General features: G+C 69.8%; 21 protein-coding genes. 7 read left to right on the top strand and 14 right to left on the bottom strand.

Annotated elements, in window-relative coordinates; genetic code table 11:
* The first annotated feature begins 16 nt into the window (after nucleotides 1-16).
* The 5 genes from AMS65_RS15395 to AMS65_RS15375 all read left to right on the top strand — a co-directional run bounded on the left by AMS65_RS15395 (nucleotide 17) and on the right by AMS65_RS15375 (nucleotide 4,578).
* Nucleotides 17-1,102 carry an ABC transporter permease gene (locus AMS65_RS15395; protein WP_083451759.1) on the top strand — a complete coding sequence of 362 codons (1,086 nt, stop codon included), beginning with the start codon at nucleotides 17-19 and terminating at the stop codon, nucleotides 1,100-1,102.
* On the top strand, nucleotides 1,099-1,983 hold the full coding sequence (locus AMS65_RS15390) for an ABC transporter permease (RefSeq protein WP_053385058.1): 885 nt from the start codon (nucleotides 1,099-1,101) through the stop codon (nucleotides 1,981-1,983). Before AMS65_RS15395 ends, AMS65_RS15390 begins: the two co-directional genes overlap by 4 nt.
* A complete protein-coding gene (locus AMS65_RS15385) occupies nucleotides 1,980-2,786 on the top strand; it encodes an ABC transporter ATP-binding protein (protein WP_053385057.1) in 807 nt (268 codons plus the stop codon). The genes AMS65_RS15390 and AMS65_RS15385 overlap by 4 nt, the downstream gene beginning before the upstream one ends.
* Entirely contained in the window at nucleotides 2,783-3,601 is an 819-nt protein-coding gene (locus tag AMS65_RS15380; protein ID WP_053385056.1) for an ABC transporter ATP-binding protein, read from the top strand. Before AMS65_RS15385 ends, AMS65_RS15380 begins: the two co-directional genes overlap by 4 nt.
* A 185-nt stretch (nucleotides 3,602-3,786) precedes the next feature.
* Nucleotides 3,787-4,578 carry an HAD-IIA family hydrolase gene (locus tag AMS65_RS15375; protein ID WP_053385055.1) on the top strand — a complete coding sequence of 264 codons (792 nt, stop codon included), beginning with the start codon at nucleotides 3,787-3,789 and terminating at the stop codon, nucleotides 4,576-4,578.
* 18 nt (nucleotides 4,579-4,596) lie between these two features.
* Here AMS65_RS15375 and AMS65_RS15370 read toward each other — a convergent pair whose 3' ends face one another.
* From AMS65_RS15370 to AMS65_RS15335, 8 genes are all read right to left on the bottom strand, one after another.
* Nucleotides 4,597-5,142 (bottom strand): cysteine hydrolase family protein, encoded by a 546-nt coding sequence (locus AMS65_RS15370; RefSeq protein ID WP_053385054.1) that lies wholly within the window; start codon nucleotides 5,140-5,142, stop codon nucleotides 4,597-4,599.
* Nucleotides 5,143-5,335: 193 nt separating this feature from the next.
* The gene (locus AMS65_RS15365; protein ID WP_053385053.1) at nucleotides 5,336-6,829 is read right to left on the bottom strand and encodes a carboxyl transferase domain-containing protein; all 1,494 of its coding nucleotides are present in this window, start codon (nucleotides 6,827-6,829) and stop codon (nucleotides 5,336-5,338) included.
* 83 nt (nucleotides 6,830-6,912) lie between these two features.
* Nucleotides 6,913-8,139, bottom strand: coding sequence for a CaiB/BaiF CoA transferase family protein (locus AMS65_RS15360; RefSeq protein ID WP_053385052.1), 1,227 nt, complete (start codon nucleotides 8,137-8,139; stop codon nucleotides 6,913-6,915).
* A gap of 41 nt (nucleotides 8,140-8,180) precedes the next feature.
* Nucleotides 8,181-9,611, bottom strand: a complete 1,431-nt coding sequence (locus AMS65_RS15355; protein ID WP_053385051.1) for an amidase — start codon at nucleotides 9,609-9,611, stop codon at nucleotides 8,181-8,183.
* Nucleotides 9,612-9,618: 7 nt separating this feature from the next.
* Nucleotides 9,619-10,419 (bottom strand): ABC transporter ATP-binding protein, encoded by an 801-nt coding sequence (locus tag AMS65_RS15350; RefSeq protein WP_053385050.1) that lies wholly within the window; start codon nucleotides 10,417-10,419, stop codon nucleotides 9,619-9,621.
* Nucleotides 10,420-10,510: 91 nt separating this feature from the next.
* On the bottom strand, nucleotides 10,511-11,356 hold the full coding sequence (locus tag AMS65_RS15345; RefSeq protein WP_083451757.1) for an ABC transporter permease: 846 nt from the start codon (nucleotides 11,354-11,356) through the stop codon (nucleotides 10,511-10,513).
* Between the two features lies 1 nt (nucleotide 11,357).
* Nucleotides 11,358-12,149 carry an ABC transporter permease gene (locus tag AMS65_RS15340; protein ID WP_053385049.1) on the bottom strand — a complete coding sequence of 264 codons (792 nt, stop codon included), beginning with the start codon at nucleotides 12,147-12,149 and terminating at the stop codon, nucleotides 11,358-11,360.
* A 24-nt stretch (nucleotides 12,150-12,173) separates the two neighbouring features.
* On the bottom strand, nucleotides 12,174-13,187 hold the full coding sequence (locus tag AMS65_RS15335; protein WP_053385048.1) for an ABC transporter substrate-binding protein: 1,014 nt from the start codon (nucleotides 13,185-13,187) through the stop codon (nucleotides 12,174-12,176).
* Between the two features lie 169 nt (nucleotides 13,188-13,356).
* Between AMS65_RS15335 and AMS65_RS15330 the strand changes: the two genes are divergently transcribed.
* Nucleotides 13,357-14,337, top strand: a complete 981-nt coding sequence (locus tag AMS65_RS15330) for an Lrp/AsnC family transcriptional regulator (protein ID WP_053385047.1) — start codon at nucleotides 13,357-13,359, stop codon at nucleotides 14,335-14,337.
* A 101-nt stretch (nucleotides 14,338-14,438) separates the two neighbouring features.
* Here AMS65_RS15330 and AMS65_RS15325 read toward each other — a convergent pair whose 3' ends face one another.
* Genes AMS65_RS15325 through AMS65_RS15305 form a run of 5 tightly spaced genes read right to left on the bottom strand, consistent with a single transcriptional unit; the run spans nucleotide 14,439 to nucleotide 19,940 of the window.
* Nucleotides 14,439-15,557, bottom strand: coding sequence for an ABC transporter substrate-binding protein (locus AMS65_RS15325; protein ID WP_053385046.1), 1,119 nt, complete (start codon nucleotides 15,555-15,557; stop codon nucleotides 14,439-14,441).
* Between the two features lie 3 nt (nucleotides 15,558-15,560).
* Nucleotides 15,561-16,421 (bottom strand): ABC transporter permease, encoded by an 861-nt coding sequence (locus AMS65_RS15320; RefSeq protein ID WP_083451756.1) that lies wholly within the window; start codon nucleotides 16,419-16,421, stop codon nucleotides 15,561-15,563.
* On the bottom strand, nucleotides 16,418-17,401 hold the full coding sequence (locus tag AMS65_RS15315; RefSeq protein WP_157502343.1) for an ABC transporter permease: 984 nt from the start codon (nucleotides 17,399-17,401) through the stop codon (nucleotides 16,418-16,420). The genes AMS65_RS15320 and AMS65_RS15315 overlap by 4 nt, the downstream gene beginning before the upstream one ends.
* A complete protein-coding gene (locus AMS65_RS15310) occupies nucleotides 17,398-18,477 on the bottom strand; it encodes an ABC transporter ATP-binding protein (RefSeq protein WP_053385044.1) in 1,080 nt (359 codons plus the stop codon). Before AMS65_RS15310 ends, AMS65_RS15315 begins: the two co-directional genes overlap by 4 nt.
* Nucleotides 18,474-19,940 carry an amidase gene (locus tag AMS65_RS15305; RefSeq protein WP_083451755.1) on the bottom strand — a complete coding sequence of 489 codons (1,467 nt, stop codon included), beginning with the start codon at nucleotides 19,938-19,940 and terminating at the stop codon, nucleotides 18,474-18,476. The genes AMS65_RS15310 and AMS65_RS15305 overlap by 4 nt, the downstream gene beginning before the upstream one ends.
* Nucleotides 19,941-20,106: 166 nt before the next feature.
* Here AMS65_RS15305 and AMS65_RS15300 point away from each other — a divergent pair, with 166 nt between their 5' ends.
* The gene (locus AMS65_RS15300) at nucleotides 20,107-21,096 is read left to right on the top strand and encodes an Lrp/AsnC family transcriptional regulator (RefSeq protein WP_053385043.1); all 990 of its coding nucleotides are present in this window, start codon (nucleotides 20,107-20,109) and stop codon (nucleotides 21,094-21,096) included.
* A gap of 191 nt (nucleotides 21,097-21,287) precedes the next feature.
* Here the strand turns inward: AMS65_RS15300 and AMS65_RS15295 are convergent, their stop codons facing one another.
* A complete protein-coding gene (locus AMS65_RS15295; RefSeq protein WP_053385042.1) occupies nucleotides 21,288-22,064 on the bottom strand; it encodes a sulfite exporter TauE/SafE family protein in 777 nt (258 codons plus the stop codon).
* Nucleotides 22,065-22,073 lie beyond the last annotated feature (9 nt).

The following is a 22,073-nucleotide window of genomic DNA, read 5'->3' as shown; positions in this document are numbered from 1 at the left end:
GCACGGAACACGTATCGTGACACAGACACTCTCCGGACCCGGGGCGGACGCACGGACGTCCGCCCCGGAGAAGGGCGGCGGAAGCGGATATCTCCGTTTCGTGCTCCGCCGCCTCGCCACCTCCCTCATCACCCTCTTCGGGATCACCCTCGTCTCCTTCGGCCTGGGCGTCCTCGTTCCGCTCCGGCCCGAAACCGCGAATCTGAGCCAGCAGGCGCTCGCCAACCCCGAGGCCGTCGCCGCCTTCCGGGAGAAGTTCGGCCTCGATCTCCCGATCTGGGAGCAGTACCTCCGGTACCTCGCCGGCCTCTTCCGCGGCGATCTCGGCATCTCGCAGCAGACGGGTCAGCCCATCGCGGGCGACCTCGCGAAGTACGCCCCGGCGACCCTCGAGCTGGTGCTCTGGGCGACAGTGCTCTCCGTGCTGATCGGAGTCACGCTCGGGATCGTGGCCGCTCAGGCCCGCAACCGCTGGCCCGACCACTTCGCGCGGATCGTCTCGCTGCTCGGAGTCAGCCTTCCGACCTACTGGCTCGCGCTCGTGGGGTCGACCATCTTCTTCCGCCAGCTCGGCTGGCTGCCCGGCAGCGGTCGGCTCGACGCCGCGACACCGCCGCCGCCCGCCGTGACGGGCTTCTACACGATCGACGCGCTTCTGGTCGGGGACTTCACCACCTGGGGCTCGGCGGTCGCGCACCTGATCCTGCCCGCGACCGTCCTGGCCCTTTCGAACCTCGGCATGGTGCTCCGCTTCACCCGCAGCGCGGTCCTCGACGGCCTCAACACCGACGCGGTGAAAGCGGCCCGGGCGAAGGGACTCCCCAGCACTCGCGTCCTGATGCGCTACGCGGTGCGGAGCGCATCGAGCCCGATAATCACCGTCACGGCGCTCTCCTTCGGCTTCCTCCTCGCGGCCACGGTCTACGTCGAGCAGATCTTCGCCTGGGGCGGGCTCGGCCAGTACGCCTACCGCTCGGCCACGAATCTCGACATCACAGCGATCACGGGCATCTCGGTGGTCATCGCCGTCATCTTCCTCGCCGTGAACTTCCTCGCCGACGTCCTGGCCTCGGCCTTCGACCCAAGGATCCGACTCCAATGAGCCGCACCGATGTGATCTCCATGATCGACCAGCCCGAGCGCAGCCGGCGCGGGCGCCTTCCCGCGTGGCTGCGCACGCCCTCCGTGATCGCCTCCTGCGCCGTGCTCTTCGCCTGGCTGCTCGTGATCCTCATCCCCGCGCTGACGCCGCACGATCCGCTCGCGACCGTCGGACCGGCGCTCTCCCCGCCCGACGGCTCCGCGCTGCTCGGAACCGACGCGCTCGGCCGCGACAACCTCAGCCGCACACTCGCCGCGGCTCGCGTGTCCGTGCCAAACGGCCTCATGATCGTGGCGGCAGCGGCGCTCCTCGGCACTGCGATCGGCCTCGTGGCGGGCTTCTTCGGCGGATGGATCGACGAGATCCTGATGCGCATCGCCGATCTCGTCTTCGCGTTCCCCGGCATCATCCTCGCGATGGCGATCGCCGCCGCGCTCGGCCCCAGCATCCAGAACGCGGTCATCGCGGCCGCGATCAGCTGGTGGCCCGCGTACGCCCGAGCGGTGCGATCGATCGTGCTCGCGCTGCGCGAGTCGGAGTTCGTGCTGTCGAACCGGCTGTCCGGCGTCGGCCCGCTGCGGTCGATCCTCGTCGACCTCCTGCCGGCCGTCAGCGGTTCCGTCCTCGTGCTCGCCATGCTCGACATCGGCGCGGCGATCCTCTTCCTCGCGGGGCTCTCCTTCCTCGGCCTCGGCGCGGTGCCGCCCACTCCCGAGTGGGGTTCGATGATCTCCGGCGCGGTGCAGTACTTCGACCAGTGGTGGCTGGCGATCGCGCCGGGCATCGCGGTGGTCTCGGTGGTGCTGGCCTTCAACATCATCGGCGACGCGATCCGCGACAGCCTCGAACCGCGCATGAGCGAGAACGGAGCCGGATCATGAGCCTGCTGGAAGTGGACCGTCTCAGCGTTCTGCGAGCGAGCGGCCTGGGCGAGCCGCTCGTCTCGGAGGTCTCGTTCTCCGTCGACGCCGGGGAGGTCGTCGGCGTCGTCGGCGAGAGCGGCTCGGGCAAGACCCTCACCGGTCTCAGCCTGCTCGGCCTGCTGCCCGACGGGCTCACCGCGACCGGCTCGCTCCGCTTCGACGGCCGGGAGCTGCTGACGCAGAGCAGCAGGGAGTGGGAACGCACCCGCGGCGCCGAGATCGCCATGGTGCTGCAGGATCCCTCGTCCAGCCTGCACCCGATGCTCAAGCTCGGCGAGCAGCTCACCGATCACCTGAAGCTGCACCTGGGCCTCGGCGGGCCCGAGGCGGACGCCCGGGCGATCGAACTGCTCGAGCGCGTGCATCTGCGTGAGCCGAAGCGCCTCCTGCGGCAGTATCCGCATCAGCTCTCGGGCGGCATGAAGCAGCGCGTGTCGATCGCGATCGCCCTGGCCTGCGGGCCGAAGCTGCTGATCGCGGACGAACCGACGACGGCCCTCGACGCCAACATCCGCACGGAGATCATCGCGCTGCTCGACGAGCTCCGCCGCGAGAGCGGTATGGGCATCATCTTCGTCACGCACGACCTCGCGATGCTGAGCTCGATCGCCGATCGGGTGAACGTCTTCCGCACGGGCGAGATCGTGGAGTCCGGCGAGGCGGATCGTCTCTTCCGCTCCCCCGAGCATCCCTACACGCGGGTCCTCCTGGACGCCGTGCCGAAGATCCCCTGGCCGCTTCCCAAGGAGGTTCAGTCGTGACGCGTACCGAGAACGAGGCTGCCGCGCTGCTCGAGGTGAGCGAGGCCGTCGTCAGCTACCGGGTGAAGGGCAGAGGTCGCTTCGTCGCCGTGCAGGGCGTCGACCTCGAGGTGCGGCCCGGCGAGATCGTCGGCATCGTGGGCGAGAGCGGCTGCGGGAAGTCCTCGCTGGCCCGGGCGCTGGTCGGGATCAACCGGCTCAGCGGCGGTTCGATCCGCTTCCTCGGGCGCGAGGTCACACCGCTGCCCATCCGTCGGCGCCCGGCGCACCTCGTCCCGCTGCAGATGGTGTTCCAGGATCCGTACGCCTCCCTCAACCCGAGGCGACGGATCGCGCAGCAGCTCGAGGAGGTGTGGAACTCCTCGGCCCGCGCTCGCGGCGAGCGCCGCTCGGACGCCTCGCGCGACGCGGCCATCGCCGAGGTGCTCGATCGGGTGGGGCTCGATCCCTCGCTGTGCTCCCGCTATCCGCACGCGCTCTCGGGCGGGCAGCGGCAGCGCATCGCCATCGCGAAGGCGCTGCTGGCCGACCCGAAGGTGATCGTCGCGGACGAGCCGATCTCGGCGCTCGACGCCTCTTCTCAGAAGTACGTCGGTGAACTGCTGCGACGCCTCGTGGACGAGCTGCAGATCGGCATGGTCATCATCTCGCACGACCTCGCCGTCGTCGCGACCATCGCCGACCGCACCGCGGTCATGCGCGCCGGACGGTTCGTGGAGCAGGGACCGACGGAGCGGGTGTGGACCGCCCCGGAGGATCCGTACACGCTGGAGCTGCTGAGCGCGGTGCCGGAGCTCGTGGGCCGCGAGAACTGAGCGGCGGGATCGAGGCGGGTCCGCGACGTGGGACCGCGCACGAAACCGAAAGCCGGAGTCGCGTTCTGCCGCATCCCTCACGGGGAAGCGGCAGAACGCGACTCCGGCTTCGGATCGACATGTAGAGGCGAAGGAACGGCGACGGTGAAACCGCTCGTTCACACGGCGGGACTACGCTGGGTGGCATGACCGAGATCGAGATCCCGCAGCGCCGTCGAGAGATCGAGTGCTGGCTCACCGACATGGACGGCGTGCTGGTGCACGAGAACCGGGCCATTCCGGGCGCGGCCGAGTTGCTGCAGCACTGGCGCGATCAGGAGATGCCGTATCTGGTGCTCACCAACAACTCGATCTTCACGGCCCGCGACCTCAGCGCACGCCTCGCCGCCTCGGGCATCGACGTGCCCGAGGACCGCATCTGGACGAGCGCGCTCGCCACCGCCGCCTTCCTCAAGCAGCAGCAGCCGGGCGGTTCGGCCTTCGTGATCGGCGAGGCCGGGATCCTCACCGCCCTGCACGACGCCGGATACGTGATGACGGAGTCGAACCCCGACTTCGTCGTGGTGGGCGAGACCCGCAACTACTCGTTCGAGGCGATCACCAAGGCGATCCGGCTCATCATCGGCGGGGCCCGCTTCATCTCGACCAATCCGGACGCGACCGGCCCCAGCGCCGAGGGACCCCTGCCCGCCACGGGCGCCATCAACGCGCTCATCACCGAGGCGACGGGCAAGGTCCCCTACATCGTCGGCAAGCCCAATCCGATGATGTTCCGCTCGGCCCTCAACCAGATCGGCGCCCATTCCCACAACACGGGCATGATCGGGGATCGCATGGACACCGACATCGTCGCCGGCATGGAGGCCGGGCTGCACACGGTGCTCGTGATGACGGGGATCTCGGATCGCGCCGAGATCGAGCGCTTCCCGTTCCGCCCCGACGAGGTGCTCTCGTCGGTCGCCGACCTGCTGGAGTAGGCGTCGGGCGGGCGCGGGTCAGCCCGCGAGGTACTCGTCGACGGAGCTCGCGGTCGCGAACCCGCCGGCGAGCGCCGCGATGAAGGCGGCGTGCACCGCGGCCCCGGGAACGCTCGTCCCGCCGAACTCCAGATCCGGTGCGGCGCAGGCGTCGTGCAGCAGCCTCACGGAGAAGCCGCGCTCGGCGGCCGCGCGCACGGTCGAGTCGACGCACATGCTCGTCATCATGCCCGCCACCACCAGCTCGTCGGGCGCGATGCCGGCGAGCCGCTCGGCGAGATCGGTGCCGAGAAACGCGTTGGGCTCGGCCTTCTGCAGCACCGCCTCGCCGTCGAGTGGCCGCACCGCTGCGTGGATCTCGACGCCGGCGGTGCCCGGGCGCATGAAGGGCGCATCCGGGGCGTCCCAGATGTGCTGCACGTGCAGCACCGGATCGCCGCTCTCGCGGAACGCGGCGAGCGCGCGAGCCGCCGATTCCGCGGCGGTGTCCGATCCGACGAGCGGGTAGGCGCCGCCCGGGAAGTAGTCGTTCTGAATGTCGATGATCAGCAGTGCGCGGGTCACGTGAACTCCTTCGTGCGGCGGTCCGGCGGTGGGTTCAGCCTACGCTGCCGCCGTCGGCTCCGGCAGGGTGCCGACTCGCTGCGCTCCGCCGGTTGAGCGAGCGGAGCACGTCGGAGCGCAGCGGAACCGTAGGCCTCGGGATCCGAGTTTCGACCCCGCTGCGCTCCGCTCAACCGGCGGATCGGGGTCGAGCTCAGAGCCCGAGCCTCCGGTAGCGGTCGTGGCGGAGCACCCGGCGGCGGTCGGGCTGCATGAGCTGGAGCGCCGCGATCTCCTGCGCGATGGCGTCGCCCATGCGCCGGCAGAAGGCCACGGCCTCCTCGGCTGCGTCGGGTTGCTCGGCGACGATGCGGTCCACGATGCGGTTCTGCCGCAGCCGCGCCGAGGCGACGCCCTGCTGTTCGGCGAGCTCGGGGGCGTGGCCGGTGTCGCGGTGCACGATCGCCGAGGCGCCCTCGGGCGGGAGGGGCGAGAGCCAGGCGTGGAGCGCGGCGAGGGTGCGATCGGCGGGCAGGATCGCGAGGGCTCCGCCGCCGGTGCCTTCGCCGAGCAGGATCGACAGCGTCGGGCCGCGGTGTGTGGCGAGGTCTGCGAGGCAGTGCGCGATCTCGGAGGCGAGGCCGCCCTCCTCGGCCGTCTGAGACAGGGCGGCACCCGGGGTGTCGATCACGGTGACCAGTGGCAGCCGCAGCTCCTCGGAGAGGTGCATGGCGCGGCGCGCAGCGCGCAGCGCGCCCGGGCCGAGCGGGGCGTGGGATCGCTGCACGCGCCGGTCCTGCCCCACGACGACCGCCGGCACCCCGCCGAAGCGGGCCAGGCAGAGCGCGAGGCCCGGATCGCGCTCGCCCTGCCCGGTACCCGAGAGCGGCACGACGTCGGTCGCGGCGTGCCGCAGCAGCTCCCGCAGTCCGGGCCGGCGCCGGTCGCGGGTGCGGGTGACCGACGCCCAGGTGTCGGTCGAGCCCGCCGGATCCTCGGCCGCGGATCCGGGATCGCCGGCGCGGACGGCGAGCTCCGCGTGGGTGGGGCGCTCCAGCAGGCGCAGTGTCCGCGCGATGACCTCGCGCAGCCCCTCGGGCGGGAGCACGCCGTCGATGATGCCGTGCCTGGCGAGGTTCTCGGCCGACTGCACCCCGGCGGGGAACTTCTCGCCGTAGAGCGCTTCGTAGACACGGGGGCCGAGGAAGCCGACGAGCGCGCCCGGCTCGGCCACGGTGACCTGCCCGAGCGACCCGAACGACGCGAGCGCGCCCCCGGTGGACGGGTGCCGGAGATAGGTGAGGTACGGGAGCCCCTCGGCCTGGTGCGCGGCGACGGCCGCGGCGATCTTCACCATCGCCACGAACGCGACCGTGCCCTCCTGCATGCGGGTGCCTCCCGACGCCGTCGACGCGAGCACGGGCAGCCGCTCGGCCGTGGCGCGCTCCATCGCCTGCACGAGACGCTCCGCCGAGGCGACCCCGATGGAGCCCGCGAGGAACTGGAACTCGCACGCGATGAGCACCACCCGACGCCCCTCGACCAGCGCCTCCCCCGTGATGATCGACTCGTCCACACCGCTCTTCGCCGCGGCGGCGGCGAGCTCGTCGCGGTAGGCGTCGCCGAGATCGGGCTCCGCCGGTGCGACGTCCCAGCTGACGTAGCTGCCGGGATCCGCGATCAGCCCGATCAGTTCGCGCGCCGACAACCGGCGCGGCTTCCCGCTCCCGCCAGCCGCGCCCGCTCCGGTGGTGCTCGCGGTTCCGGCAGCCGGCGCCGCGGTCCGGGCGCTCACGCGCTCGCTCCCGCCGGCTCGCCCGCGGTCGCAACGCGGTCCAGGCCCAACCACGCGCGGATCGCCTCGCCGTGCTGGTCGAGCACGGGCGGCGCCGTGTGCTCGGTGCGGGATCGCTCGGTCTCCCCCGCCGCGTCGATGTCGAAGAAGCGGATCGCGGGGCCCGGCAGCGAGATGCTGCCCAGCGCAGCGTGTTCCACGTCGACCACCAGCCCCTGCGAGTGCAGCTGATCCCACTCGTACACCTCGGCGAGATCGCGCACCTTGCCCGCGGGAACTCCCGCGGAACTCAGGCGCCGCAGCAGCGGCTCGGCGTCCTGATCCGCGAACGCGGCCTCCACGAACGCGATCGTCTCGCCCCGGTGCGCCACCCGATCCGGGTTCGCCGCGAGCCCCGGTGTCGCCGGATCCAAGCCGAACTCGGCGCAGAAGGCCTGCCACAGGCGCTCGTTGCCCACACTGATCTGCACGGCCCCGTCCCGGCAGCGGAACAGCCCGTACGGCGCGATCGAGGGATGATGGTTGCCCTGCGCGGCCGGCACCTCGCCCGCCACCGTGACCCGTGTCCCCTGGAAGGCGTGCACCCCCACGATCGAGGACAGCAGCGAGGTTCGCACCACACGCCCGCGCCCCGTCCGCTCCCGCTCGTGCAGCGCCGCCAGCACCCCAACCACGCCGTGGATGCCGCCCAGCAGATCCGCGATCGGCACACCCACCCGCTGCGGATCCTCCACACCGGATCCGGTGACCGACATGAGGCCCGCTTCTCCCTGCACGATCTGGTCGTACCCCGCACGACCGCCCTCCGGGCCATCGTGCCCGAAGCCCGTGATCGACAACTGCACCAGACGCGGGTTGAGCTCCGCCAGCGCCGTCGTACCGAATCTCAGCCGATCCATCACTCCGGTGCGGAAGTTCTCGATCAGCACATCCGCATGGCTCAGCAGCTCGGTGAGCACCCGGCGACCGTCGTCGCTCTTCAGGTCGAGGGCGATCGACTCCTTGTTGCGGTTGCAGGAGAGGAAGTAGGTCGAGTACGGCGCACCGTCGGCGCCGTCCACGAACGGCGGCCCCCACGAACGCGTATCATCCCCGGCACCTGGAGCCTCGACCTTGATCACGCGCGCGCCCAGATCCCCCAGCATCTGCCCCGCGTGCGGGCCGGCCAGCGCACGCGACAGATCCACCACCAGTACTCCGTCGAGCGAACCCTGATTCACCATGTCAACCACTTCCTTATCGTGTGAGTGTTCAGCCTGCGCGTCTACGCGTCGACCGCGACCCCGAGCCGCGGATGCATCCGCGGCCAGCGCGTGCGCTCCTCGTAGGCGTAGGCCGCCCGCAGCAGCAGCGCGTCGGCCCCCTGCGGGGCGACCAGCTGGATGCCGACGGGCAGCCCCGACTTCGAGAAGCCGGCGGGCACGGAGAGGGCCGGCACGCTCATGCCGGACACCACGCAGACGGAGCGCATCCAGTCGAGGTAGTCGCCCATGCGGTGGCCCGCGATCTCGGCGGGCCACCGCTGCTCGGCGGGGAACGGCAGCACCTGCGCGGTGGGCGTGATCCAGAGGTCGTAGCGCTCGAAGTACTCGCGCGTGCGGTTCTCGAGCCTCGTGCGAGCGCGGGTCAGCTCGTGCAGGTCCGCCGCGCTCTGGCGGGTTCCGGCCGCGACGTTCTCGAGCACCTCGTGCTTCACCTGATCGGGATGGGCGCGCACCAGCTCGCCCCACCCGAACTCGTAGTCGAATGCTCGGGTCTGACGGAACACGTAGTCGGCCTCGGAGATGTCGGGCGACGCCTCCTCTACGACGGCGCCCGCCTCGGCGAACACCGCGAGGGATCGCTCCGCCAACGCGACGACCTCGGGATCGACCGGCATGCCCAGACCCACGTCGGGCGACCAGCCGATGCGCAGCCCGGCGACGCCGCGGCGCAGACCCACCTGGAAGTCGACCCCCGTCTCCTGGATCGAGGTCGGCACGCTCGGATCCGGGCCGGAGAGCACAGTCATCAGGAGCGCGAGATCGGTCGTCTCACGCGCCATCGGGCCGGTGCGTCCGAGCCACATCCACGAGTTGGAGCCGGGGGTCGGGATGCGCCCGAGCGAGGGGCGCATCCCGAGCACGTTGCAGAACGCGGCGGGGATGCGCAGCGAGCCTCCCATGTCGGAGCCGTCGCCGATGGGCTGGATGCCCGCCGCGATCGCCGCGGCGGCTCCGCCGCTCGACCCGCCCGCGCTACGCCCCGTGTCGTACGGATTGCGAGTCGTGCCGAACACCTCGTTGAAGGTGTGCGCGCCCGCCGCGAACTCGGGCACGTTGTTCTTGCCCGTCATGATCGCCCCCGCGGCGCGCATGCGGCCCACGATGAGACTGTCCTGCTGCGGCACCGCGTGCTGCAGCAGGGGCGAACCCCAGGTGTTGGGCATCCCGGCGGTCTCGTTGGTGTCCTTGTTCGTCATGGGCACTCCGTGCAGCGGCCCCAGCCGCCCGCCCGCAGCCTGACGCGCATCGGCGCGCTCGGCCTCTGCCCACGCGGCCGCGCGATCCTCGTAGATCACGGCGTTGATGGCGGGATTCACCTCGTCGATGCGGTCCCAGTGGGCCTGCAGCGCCTCCCGCGCCGAGAGCTCTCCCGCCCGGATGCGGCCCGCCAGCTCGGCGGCGGGCATCCACCTCAGCTCGTCGTTCACCATGCCTGCCTCACGCGCTCCGCGCGGGCTGCGACGGGATCGCGCCTGCGCGGATCAGCTCGAAGATCTCGGTACGCAGCTCGGCGAACTGGTGCAGCGCGCGCGTGGAGATCTGGTCGCGGGGCTCCGGTAGGTCGACGTCGACGATGCGCGTCACGATCGCCGGCCGGTGCCCGAGCACCACGACCCGGTCGGAGAGGTAGACCGACTCGTCGATGTCGTGGGTCACGAGCAGGATGGTCATGCCGAACTCGTCGCGGATCTTGAGGCAGAGATCCTCGAGCTCGAAGCGGGTCTGCGCGTCGACCGACGCGAAGGGCTCGTCCATGACGAGCACCTCCGGGCGGTAGGCGAGGGCGCGGGCGATGGCCACGCGCTGCTGCATGCCGCCGGACAGCTGCCAGGGGAAGCGGTCGAGCGCCTGGGCCAGACCGACCGAGGTGAGCGCCGCGCGCACGCGCTCGTCGGCCTCGGCCTTGGGCAGGCGCAGGTGCTTCAGCGGCAGCCGCACGTTCTTCTCCACCGTGAGCCACGGCATGAGCGAGCGCGTGTACTCCTGGAAGACGAGCGCCATCTCCTCCGGCGGACCGTCGATCTCCTTGCCGTCGATCCTGGCCGACCCCGAGGTGATCGACTGCAGCCCCGTCAGGCACTTCAGCAGCGTGGTCTTGCCGATGCCCGACGGGCCCACGATCGAGACGATCTCGCCCGCCGAGACGTCGAAGGTGAGGTCGGCGATGACCTGCACGTCGGATCCGCCGACGGCGTAGGACTTGGAGAGGTGCTCGACGACAAGCTGGGTGTTGGTCATGATGGTCTCCGTGTTCGGTGAGGTCTGCGGGGTGGGGTGGGGTGGGGCTCGAGCGCCTTGATTTCGACTGCGCTCAATCGGCGGCGCCCGGCTAGTCGGCCGAGGCCGCCTTCTGCGCGCCGAGGTACCAGGCGAGGGCGCGGCGGCGCACCACGGTGAAGACGAGGTTCGCGAGGAATCCGAGGACGCCGAGCAGCACGATCCCCGCCCACATTCCCTTCACGTCGAAGCTGCCCTGCGCCAGCAGCGTCAGCGCCCCGATGCCGCGCGCGGCGCCCATCATCTCGCTGGTGATCATCACGATGAACGCCACCTGCAGGCTCACGAGCGCGCCCGAGAAGATCTGCGGCGACGCCGCGGGGACGTAGATGCTGCGCAGCTGCTCCCAGCGGGTGAGGCGGTAGACCTGCGCGGTCTCGAGCAGCAGCGGCTCGGTGGATCGCACGCCGTCGATCGTCGAGATGAGCACCGGGAAGAGCGACGCGAGGGCGATGGCGAACACGCGCACCTCGTTGCCGAATCCCATCGTGGCGATGAAGATCGGCAGGAGGGCGACGGCCGGGATCGAGCGCACGAACTGCACGATGGGGTCGAGGATCCAGAACAGCGGCTTCACGAGGCCCAGCAGAATGCCGAGGGCGATGCCGGCCGCGCAGGCGATGAGGTACGCCAGCACGAAGTTGCCGATGCTCGGGAGCACATCGCTCGCGAACTTGTCGAAGAGCCACAGGCGCTGGAACTCGATCAGGATGTCGCGCAGCGGCGGGAAGAACGGGTTGGTGGAGTTCAGGGATCCGAACCACCAGGCGAGGAGCAGCAGGATCGGCACGCCGATCTCGAGCGTCAGCAGGAGCGGGCGGCGGCTGCGAGCGCGCTTCGTCTTCGCCGCGGTGCGGATGACGGTGGTGCTGGTGTTGGGACTGGGAGCGATGGTCATCTCAGTTCCCCTTCCGGTAGGAGGCGTGCCAGTGCAGCAGGCGGCGTTCGGTGCGACCGGCCGCGGTCTGCACGAACAGGCCCAGTACGCCCAGCACGACGACGTAGGCGAAGATCAGGTCGCTGCGGCCCGAGCTCTGGGCCACCGTGAGCGCGCTGCCGATGCCCGGAGCTCCGCCGAGCATGCCGGCGACGACGGCCATGATGAGGGTGACCGGGGCGGCGACCCGCATCGCGGTGCCGATGAAGGGAGAGGCGCCGGGCAGGATCACCCGCCACAGGATCTCGCCCGGCCGCATGCCGAAGGAGCGCGCGGTGTTGCGCATGACGGGGTCGACGGACTCGACGCCCGCGGCCGTCTGCGCAGCGATCGGCAGCATGACGCCGAACACGACGAGGAAGACGCCCATCTCGGCCGTCGGGCCGAGCACGAGCATGGCCAGCGGCAGGATGACGATCGCGGGGATCGGGCGCAGGAACTCGAGCACCACGCGGGTCGCCGCGAAGGCGACATCGGAGGTGCCGACGAGCACGCCGAGGGCGACGCCGACGACCGCGGCGATCGCCCAGCCGAGCAGCGCGATGCCCAGCGTCAGCAGGACATCGACCCAGAAGGAGCTCTGGAGGAACAGCCCGCCCAGCGCCTCGGCGACGACGGGGACGGAGGGCAGCGCGCCCTCCGAGGTGACCTGCGTCGAACCCCACTGCCACGCGACGAGGAGGAGGACGATGCCGAGGGCACCGAAGAGAATGGGTGCGGCCGCGAAGCGACCGGCTCTGGCTGATGACTGCATGCTCGTCCTCCTCCTCGTTCGCGGCTACTCGGCCGACGCGGCCAGGATGGTGCTGACGTCGACGGGCTCGGGGAAGAACTCGATCGCCACGAGCTTCTCGTCGACCTCGGTCAACTGAGCGGGATCGATGGCGGCCGGCCAGTACGACTGCGGCATGTCGGCCGGCGTGAGCTTCAGGCCCGCGCGGTCGATGGCGTGCTGCTTGACCTCGTCGATGTTCTCGTTGGCCCACTCCGACGCCTGGGCCATGGCCCGCTGGAAGCGCGCGACGGCCTCGGGGTTGTTCTCGACCCACTCGCTGTTGCCGGCCCAGGAGGTGGTGGCGGAGCCCTGCGGGAAGAAGACCACGCTCGGGTTCATGACGCGCTTGAGGCCGGCCTCGTCGGCCTGGAGGGAGAACGGACTGACCAGGAAGGCCGCGTCGATCTGGTCGGCCTTCAGCGCGTCGAGCGCGGGCTGGAAGCCGAGCTTGAGCCACTCGATGTCGGCGGTCTCGACGCCGGCCTCGTCCAGAACCGAGGTGATGGTGGCGTCGGGCTGGCCTTTGAGCTCGGGCACCGCGATGCTCGCACCGGCCATGTCATCGATGCTCTCGATGCCGCTGCCCGCGCTGACGTAGATGCCGACCGAGGTGTAGTCGCGCTGCTCATCGAGTGACGCCTCCGCGGCGGCGGGGTTGATGCCGTCCGCCGCTGCGACCATGGTGATCGGCACGTTCTGGCGCGCCATCGTCAGCGCCGAGATGGTGGGCACGAAGGCGAGCTCGAGCTTGCCGGCCTGCAGTGCGGCGGTGGCGGCGGGCAGGTCGGGCAGCTCGACGATCTCGACCTCGAGCCCCTCCTCCTCGAAGATGCCCTGTTCGACACCCATGTACAGCGGCTCAGCGGCGATGGACGCCTGCGACTGCACACGGATCTTGATGGGCCCGTCCTCTGCGGCGGCATCTCCGCCGCCCGAGGGAGTACTGGACGAGCAGGCCGCGAGTGACACGATCGCGGCGGCGGCGAGACCCATGAGTCCCAGCTTGCGAATCTTCATTGACACAACTTTCACTTCGGGATTGAGAGAGCAATTCGGATCCTGCCGCGCCCCGCCCGAAGACGAGCAATCCGTCGGCTTTGATCGAATTAGCTATGACTTTAAGCAGATACGAATGGTGTCGTATATCGATATTGCTATTCTGAAGAAATCGGCAGAAAATATTGCCATGATCACTACTCAGGTACTCGAATCGCTCGACCGGAGGATCGTCGCGGCGCTGCAGGTCAACGGGCGCGCCGGCTGGCGCCGCATCGCCTCCGTGATCGACGCCCCCGAGCGCACCGTCGCCGCGCACGGCACCGAGCTGCTGCGCACCAGGCAGGTGCGCATGACCGGCCTCACGCTGCTCCCGCAGGGCGGTGTGCTCGACAGCACGATCGCCAGCGTGCGCTGCGTCTCGGGCATGAACCGCGTCACCGCGACCGCGGCCGCCTCCCGCCCCAACTCGGTGTTCACCTACCTCACCACCGGCGACGCGGACTGCGTCTTCGAGCTGATGAACGAGCGCACCCGGTCGCTCTCGATGCTGCTCGACGAGATCCCGGGCATGCCCGGCGCGGCGGGCATCGACACCGCGACGATCCTCAAGCTCTACAAGGGCACCCACCAGTGGCTTCCCGGCATCCTCGACGAGGATCAGGTCGCCGCGCTCAAGGATCGCGAGCAGAGCTGGGAGCCGACGGGGTCGGTGGAGCTGGCGCCCCTCGGCAGGGAGGAGCAGGAGATCGCGCGGGTGCTCGCGGCCGACGGGCGCGCGACGATCGAGGAGCTCGCACGGGCGACCGCGCTCTCCCCCGCCTCGGCGCGCCGCCGTCTCGCCCACCTGCAGGCGAGCGGCCGCCTCTTCGACCGGGCCGTCGTCGAGCCGGCGGCCCTCGGCTTCCCCGTCGAGGCGATCCTGCGCATCCGCACCTTCCCCGGCCGCACCGAGTCGGTCGCCATGCGGCTCGCCGGGGTGCCCGAAGTGCGGTACCTCGCGTTCACCACCGGCCGCCACCAGCTCTTCGTCGACATCGCCTGCGTCGACCACGCCGCGCTCGCCGACTTCCTCATGCGGGCCGACTGGACCGAGGACGCGGTGGAGGTCGACACCTCGATCGTGATCCAGGCGATCAAGCGCAGCGGCGTGCGCATGGACGACGCCTGAGGCCGCGCGCCCGCGGGCGGGTACAGGAGCGAGCGCGCACGGGAGCCCCGCACGCCGCCGCTGCGGGCGGCGCGGCGCGGCTCCCGGTCGCGCGATCATGCTCAGCCCTTGAACATCGTCCAGAGCTTGTCGTACTGCTCCTTCACGTCGGGCGAGCAGGGCGTCTGCAGGAGGCCGCGCGCGGCCTCCTCGTCGGTCGGCACGATCACCTTTCCGCCGCCGTCGTCGAGCTGGTCGAGCGCCTCGCCGATCCCCTTCAGCGGCACCGAGTACTTGATCCAGTTCGCGTTCGTCGCCGCGTTGGCGGGATCGAGCATCCAGTTCATGAAGATCTTCGCGTTGTCGGCGTTCTGCGCGTTCGTGAGGATCGCGAGGTTGTCGCCGCCCATCGTGTACCCCTCCTCGGGCAGCACGTACTCGAGGTCGGCGTTCTGCGCCTTCGCACGCGCGAAGGAGCCGTTCCACATGGTCGAGAGCACGGTCTCGCCGCCGGCGAGGCGGTCGATGGTGCCATCGGAGCTGATCACCTTGACGTTCGGCTTGAACTCGTTCAGCAGGTCGAGCGCCTTCTGGTAGTCGGCTCCGTCGTCGGTGCAGGGCTCGGAACCGGTCGCGAGCAGCGCCGCATCGATCACGAAGGTCTGGCTGTCGTGCAGGCCGATCAGACCGCTCGAACCGGCGGGGGCCGAGAAGTAGTCGTCCCAGCTCGTCACGGGATCCTGCAGTACAGCGCTGCTGTAGCCGATGCCGTTGTAGATCATGGCGTAGGGCGTGGTGTACTGGCGACCCTCGTCGAAGTACATGTCGATGAAGCCGTCCTCGATGTTGCCGCCGTTCGGCCAGCTCGTCGCGTCGATCTCCGCGAGCTGGCCGCTCGCGATGAGATCCTCGGCCACGTAGTCGGACACCGTCACCACGTCGTAGGTGGCGCTCCCGGTCTTCACCTTGGCGACCATCTCCTCGGCGGACGAGAAGGTGTCGACGTTGACCGTGATGCCGGTCTCCTCGGTGAAATGCTCGAGCGTGTCGGGGTTGATGTAGTTGGTGAAGTTGAAGAGGTTGACGACGCCGGAGCCGCTCTCCGGGAACGCCGCGGCTTCGCTGCCGCTGCCGTTTCCGGTGTCGGTGTTGTTGTCGGTGGTGGCGCAGGCGGTGGCTCCGAGGAGGAGCGCGGCCACGGAGGTGGCTGCGAGCGTGAGGCGCAGGGGCGTGTGTTTCATGGGTCAGCCTTTCTTTCGGGTGATGAGTTGGGACAGGACGAGGACGAGGACGGAGACGACCAGGATCATGGTCGAGAGGGCGTTGATCTCGGGGGTGAGACCGACGCGGAGCGATCCCCAGATGTAGAGGGGGAGCGTGGTGGAGCCGGGGCCTGCGGTGAAGAAGGACATGATGAAGTTGTCCATCGACACGATGAAGGAGAGCATGCCGCCGGAGATGATCGCGGGGGTCAGCATGGGGAGGGTGATGCGCCGGAAGATGCGGCGCTCGTTCGCACCGAGGTCGGCTGCGGCCTCGAACTGGGACCAGTCGGCTTCCGCGAGGCGGGAGCGGATCGTCATCAGCGCGAAGGGCAGCCCGACCACGGCGTGGCCGACGATCATCGCGGGGATCCCGAGCGGCACCTTCGCGAACGCGAAGAGGCTGAGGATCGCGATCGCGAGCACGATCTCGGGCAGGATCAGCGGTGCGGCCAGCAGGCCGGACGCGAGTGCCGAGTTGCGGCGCTTCATGCTGATCAGGCCGACGGCCGCGAGGACCGCGAGGATGAGCACGATCACGGTCGACCAGACGGCGATGACCAGGGAGTTCATGAACGCCTGCCGGATCTGAGCTGATCGGAACACTTCCGTGTACCAGTCGAGACTGAACCCGCCCCACACCATCACGATGTTGTTCGCGTTGAACGAGTACCCGATGATCACGGTCAGCGGCAGGTAGAGGAACACGAGCAGGGCGATGCCGACTCCCGCGAATCCGGGGAACGCGTTCAGCGCTCTGAACGCGCGCAACCGGGAGCGATCGGGAGCGCCGGCAGGAGGCGCAGCGCTGCCGATGCCGCTAGCGGTGCTGGTGGTGGTCATAGCAGGCTCGCTTTCTCGCCCGACGCGGACAGCCGTTTCGCGGCGAACGCGAAGCCGAGCAGCGCCAGCATGGTCAGAATCAGCAGGGCGACGGAGATCGCGGCGCCGAAGGGCCAGTTCATGGATTCCTTGAACTGGCGCTGGATGACGGTGCCGATCAGGTCGAGCTTCGCGCCGCCGAGCAGCATCGGCTGGATGAACGCGCCCAGGGCGGGCACGAACACGAGCAGGCTGCCCGCGAGGATGCCCGAGCGCAGACTCGGCAGCAGCACACGGGACACCACTTTCCAGCGGGTCGCGCCGAGGTCGTAGGCCGCTTCCGCGAGACGGAAGTCGAACTTCGCGGCGCTCGTGTAGATCGGCAGGATCATGAACGGCACGAACACGTACACGAGACCGACCATCGTCGCGAACGGGCTCGGGAACATCGGCAGCGGTTCGAAGCCGACCGCCTTGATCCCCGCGTTGATGAGGCCCTGGTCGTTGAGCATGATCATCCACGCGTAGGTGCGGATCAGGGTGTTCGTCCAGAACGGGATCGTCACCGCGAGCACGAGCATGTTGCGCACCTTCGGGGTGCGCGTCGCGATCCACACCGCGGTGGGGATCGCGACCAGGATCGCGAGCAGCGTGGTCAGGCCCGCCATCCACACCGATCGCCACAGGATCACAAGGTACTGGCCGTTGAAGGCGAGATCGCCGCTGAAGTCCTCCTCGAAGAGGAGCCGCTGCCAGCTGTCGAAGCTCACCGGCCCGGCGACGCCCACCCCGCCCGGCGCCCGGCTCATGAAGGAGTAGCCGATCACGAGGATCACCGGCAGCGCGACAAACACGATCCCCAGCACGAGGCCCGGGGCGGCGAGCCACGGCGAACCGCTCCCCGGACGCCGCCACCTCGTCTTGCGGAACTGCTCCGCCGACGCCACATCCACCGGCACCGTCGGATGCGGAGGCGATGCGTGGTGAGACGGCGCGGTCATGACCGCACCACCCTCGCCGCCCGCGGCGCCACCGCCAGCGCCGTCCGCTCGCCGACCGCGGAGGGCCCGGCGTAGTTCGCGTCCACCCGCGCCCACACCTCCTCGCGCGCCCCGATCCGCACGCACAGCCTGAGGTCCGTGCCCGTGTACTGGGAGGCGACGATCTCCCCGGTAAACGCGCCCGCGTCCGCGATCCGGAGGTGCTCCGGACGGATCCCGACCGTCGCCTCCGACTCGCCAGCAACCGGCTCCGACAGCGCGTCCACCTCGATCAGGGCACCGTCGCGTGTACGCGCACCATCCCCGTCCGGGGTCACGGTGAGGAAGTTCATCTCGCCGATGAACTCGGCCACGAACCGGTTCGCCGGCTCCGCATACAGTTCGCGCGGAGCCCCCAGCTGGGCGATCGATCCGCGGTTGAACACCGCGATCCGATCCCCCATGCTCATCGCTTCCTCCTGATCGTGCGTCACGAACACGAAGGTGATCCCCGACTCGACCTGGATGCGCTTGAGCTCCGTCTGCATGCCGCGCCGCAGCTTCAAATCCAGCGCCGACAGCGGCTCGTCCAGCAGCAGCACGTCGGGCTTCTTCGCCAGCGCCCGCGCGAGCGCGACCCGCTGCTGCTGGCCCCCCGACAGCTGGGCGGGCTTCCGGCTCCCGAACTCGCCCAGCCCCACCAGCTCGAGCATCTCGTCGACACGGGCTCGCACCTCGGCCGACTTCGCCGACTTGCCCTCCATCTCGAGACCGAACGCGATGTTCTCCCGCACCGTCAGATGCGGGAACAGCGCGTACGCCTGGAACACCGTGTTCACGTGCCGCCGATACGGCGGCAACTGATCGATCCGATCACCCCCCAACCAGATCTCGCCGCTCGTCGGCTGCTCCAGACCCGCGATCGAGCGCAGCAGCGTCGTCTTGCCGCAGCCCGACGGGCCCAGCATGACGAAGAACTCGCCCGGAACGATATCCAGATCGATGCCCTTGAGAGCGGTGAAGTTCGACCCCTCCGGGGTGGTGAACTCCTTGGTGAGATCTCTGATCGAGAGCGTTGCGCCATCGCTGCTGCTCATCGCAGTGCCTCCGTTTCTTGCAGTGATTCATGGGGTGCGGCCTGCGCCGCGAGGATCCGGGGTCGCTCGCGCCACACGGGCCGAGCGTCTTCGAACTGCTGCGCCAGGGCGAGCAGCAGCGGCTCCTGCCGGGGCGGAGCGATCAGGTGCAGCCCGACCGGCAGGCCCGAGGCGGTGAAGCCGCAGGGCACGCTGATCGCGGCGAAACCGGTGAGCGAGATGCGCCAGCTCGCCCGCATCCACTCGAGGTAGTCCGGCTGCACGACGCCGTTGATCTCCTGCGGCCAGCTCTGCTCTGCAGGGAAGGGCACGACCGCGGTGACGGGGGCTGCAAGCACGTCGATCCCGTCGAAGAGGCCGACCAGCCCGTTGTAGACCCGGGTGCGCTGCTCACGGGCCTCAAGGAAGTCGGCGACCGTGAGGCGCAGCCCGGCCTCGGTGTTCGCCACGAGTTCGGGGCTGAGCAGCTCACGGTGCTCGTCGAGCAGCCTGCCGAAGCCGCGGGCGTAGTTCAGCCCGCGCAGCACCCGGAATGCGCGATCGGCTTCCTCGAGCACCGGTTCGACGTCGCGCACCGCGTGGCCGAGCCCATCGAGCGTCGGCCTGCCCTCGCCGTCGAGCACCGCGGTGATCTCCGGCTGGATGTCGAGGCCCCCGAGCGTGCGGCTCCAGCCGATGCGCAGGGGCCGGCCGAGCGCGGGGATCCCGGCTCCCAGCGCGTCGGGGAAAGCGATCGGGGCGCGCACGTCTCCGCCCGAGAGCACCGACAGCAGCAGGGCCACATCGCCCACCGTGCGCCCCATCGGCCCGTTGGTGGCGAGCGTGTCCCAGCTGTCCTGAGACGGCCAGTTGGGAACCCGCCCGATGGAGGGCCGCAGCCCCACGACATTGCAGAACGCCGCGGGATTGCGCAGCGAGCCGCCCATGTCCGAGCCGTCGGCTACGGCGCTCAGTCCGGCGGCGAGCGCCGCGGCGGCCCCGCCGCTCGACCCGCCGGCCGAGCGGCTCGGGTCGTAGGGATTGGTGGTGGTGCCGTACACGCGGTTGTAGGTGTGGGACCCGGTGCCGAACTCGGGGGTGTTGCTCTTGCCGTAGATCACCGCGCCGGCGGCCCGCAGCCGCTCCACGACCAGCGAATCGCGATCCGGAACGTGATCGGCGTGGAGCATCGAGCCGTAGGTCGTGCGCATGCCCGCAGTGTCCTCGAGATCCTTCACCACGACGGGCAGCCCCTCAAGCGGACGCGGCTCGGCGCCGGAGGACCGCAGCCGATCCGAGCGCTCGGCGACCTCCTCCGCCGCGGCGAAGTCGGCGGCCACCACCGCGTTGATCACGGGGTTGACCCGCTCGTAGCGCTCGCGGGTATCGCGGAGCAACTCGCGAGCCGAGAACTCGCGGCGCTGCAGCGCGGCGAGCTGCTGCAGCGCGCTCCAGCGACAGTTGTCATTGTCCACTTCGGTCACTCACTCCTCCTCGAATGAGTAGAACAGGAAGAGCGGGATGCCTTCGTGTCTGTTTCGTCATAAATAATGACCATAAATGACTACTATGTCAATACTGAGTCCTTCAGGTGTCCGAAAAGTTACACTGGGATCTGGGCTTTGACCGAAACGGCGAGAGCGAGCGCGCATGACCGAAGTACTGGACCCGGCCGACCGCGACATCTGCGCCGCGCTGCTGCGCAACGGCCGCGCCTCCTGGCGCCTGATCGCGCAGGCGACGGGCCTGCAGGAGCGCACCGTGTCCCGACGCGCCACGCGCCTCTTCGAGCAGGGGCTCGTGCGGGTCACCGCCTTCGCCCACCCGCTCGTCGCCGGGCGCGGCGACGCCTTCCTCGCCCGCATCGCCTGCCGCCCCGACCAGCTCTCGAACGTCGCGCGCTGGCTGTCGCATCGGCCGGAGACGCTCTGGGTCAGCACGCTGATGTCCGAGAGCGCCGTGCTCGCGGAGTGCTTCATCCGCACCGAGGACCGCGCGTCCCTCATCGAGCGCGAACTCCCCCGCCTAGAGGTGCGCGACTACTCCTTCTCGCCGCTGCACCGCTACCGGCGTACCGTGCGCGGCTGGCAGCCCGACATCCTCGACGAGGGACAGCTCGCCGTGCTCGGCGAGGACGAGACCTCGGCGCTGGTCGCCCCCGAGGAGCTGCTCAACGAACTCGATCAGGTCGACCGGGGCATCCTCGACCTGCTCATTCGGGACGGGCGCATGAGCATCGACGCGATCTCCTCGGAGCTCGGACTCGCGAAGGCGACCGTGCGCCGGCGGATCCAGATCCTGCAGCGCGCCGACCGCGTCAGCATCCGCGCGGTGCTCGATCCGGGCCTGCTCGGCTTCCCCTACGAGGTCTATCTCGACGCCCGCGTCTCCGTCGCCCGGCTGGGTGCTCTCGCTGACCTCATCGCCGCGGACCCTCGCAGCCGATGGGTGGCCGAGACCTCGTCCGACAGCTCGGTGCGGGCGATGCTGGCGTTCCGGGATCGGAACGAGGTGCCGGCCGCGATCGCCGAGCTGGCGACGCGCTTCCCCGAGGGGGAGCTCAGCGTGCGCGCCGAACCCCTGCTCACCATGTACAAGCGCAGCGACGTCGTGCTGCCGCCCGCCTACCCCGCCCCCTGAGGGGCCTTCCGGATCCGGGCCTTGAGCCCGTCCTCTCCTGCGCCCCGCCCGATCCCCTCTTCCTTCGCGCGTCAGTTCTTGCTGCCTCATCCGAGGTTTGATGACAACAACTGACGCGCGAAGAGGGGATCGGGTGGCGGCGGTTCGGTAGGCGCGGGTGGGGGACAGGCAAGGGTACTCCCGGCAACCGCCTACTTCTTCTTGCGCAGCGTCTTGAAGAGCATCTGCCCCAGGATGAACGCGAGCAGGACCGAGAACGCCGCGTTCGACCAGAACGGCGGGATGTGCGTCGCGATCACCGCTCCGAGCGGCGAGAGCACGCTCGCCGCGATCCCGAGTATCGCGGCCGCCCGCAGGTCGACGTTGCGTCGGCGCGCATTGCCGATCGTTCCCGACAGCGATCCGGGGATGAGCATGATCAGCGAGGTGCCCTTCGCGACGAGGTCGCTCGACCCGAAGAAGAACATGAGGATCGGCACGACGACCACGCCGCCGCCGACCCCGAGCAGCCCGGAGAGCACACCCGTCACGAGTCCCGTGAACACGAGCAGGATGCCGGAGAGCACGGTGATGTCGATCGAGGCGTCGCGCTGCGGCACCACGAACCAGAGGCTGATCACCACGCCCAGCAGGAACGCCATGAACATCCAGCGCAGGAAGCCGGTGGGCACCCGGGAGAGCAGGAAGCTGCCGAGCTGGGCGCCGAAGATGATGCCCGCCGCCAGCAGCAGCGCCGCGAGCCAGTCCACGTTGCCCTGCACCGCGTAGCCGATGCCCCCGACCACCGCCGCCGGCAGAATCGCCGCGACCGAGGTGCCGGCCGCGAGCCGCTGCTGGAAGCCGAGGATCATGACGAGCATCGGGACGAGGACTACGCCTCCGCCGATGCCGAAGAGTCCGGAGAGCAGGCCGGTGGTCGCGCCGAGCAGGGAGAGGACGAGGATGCTGGGACGGGGGGTGCTGGTCATAGTGACGGT

Source organism: Leucobacter celer subsp. astrifaciens (genome assembly GCF_001273835.1).
Classification (GTDB): Bacteria; Actinomycetota; Actinomycetes; order Actinomycetales; family Microbacteriaceae; genus Leucobacter; species Leucobacter celer.
The sequence above is the reverse complement of the archived record's forward strand: the minus strand, read 5'-3'. Positions and strand labels throughout refer to the sequence as shown.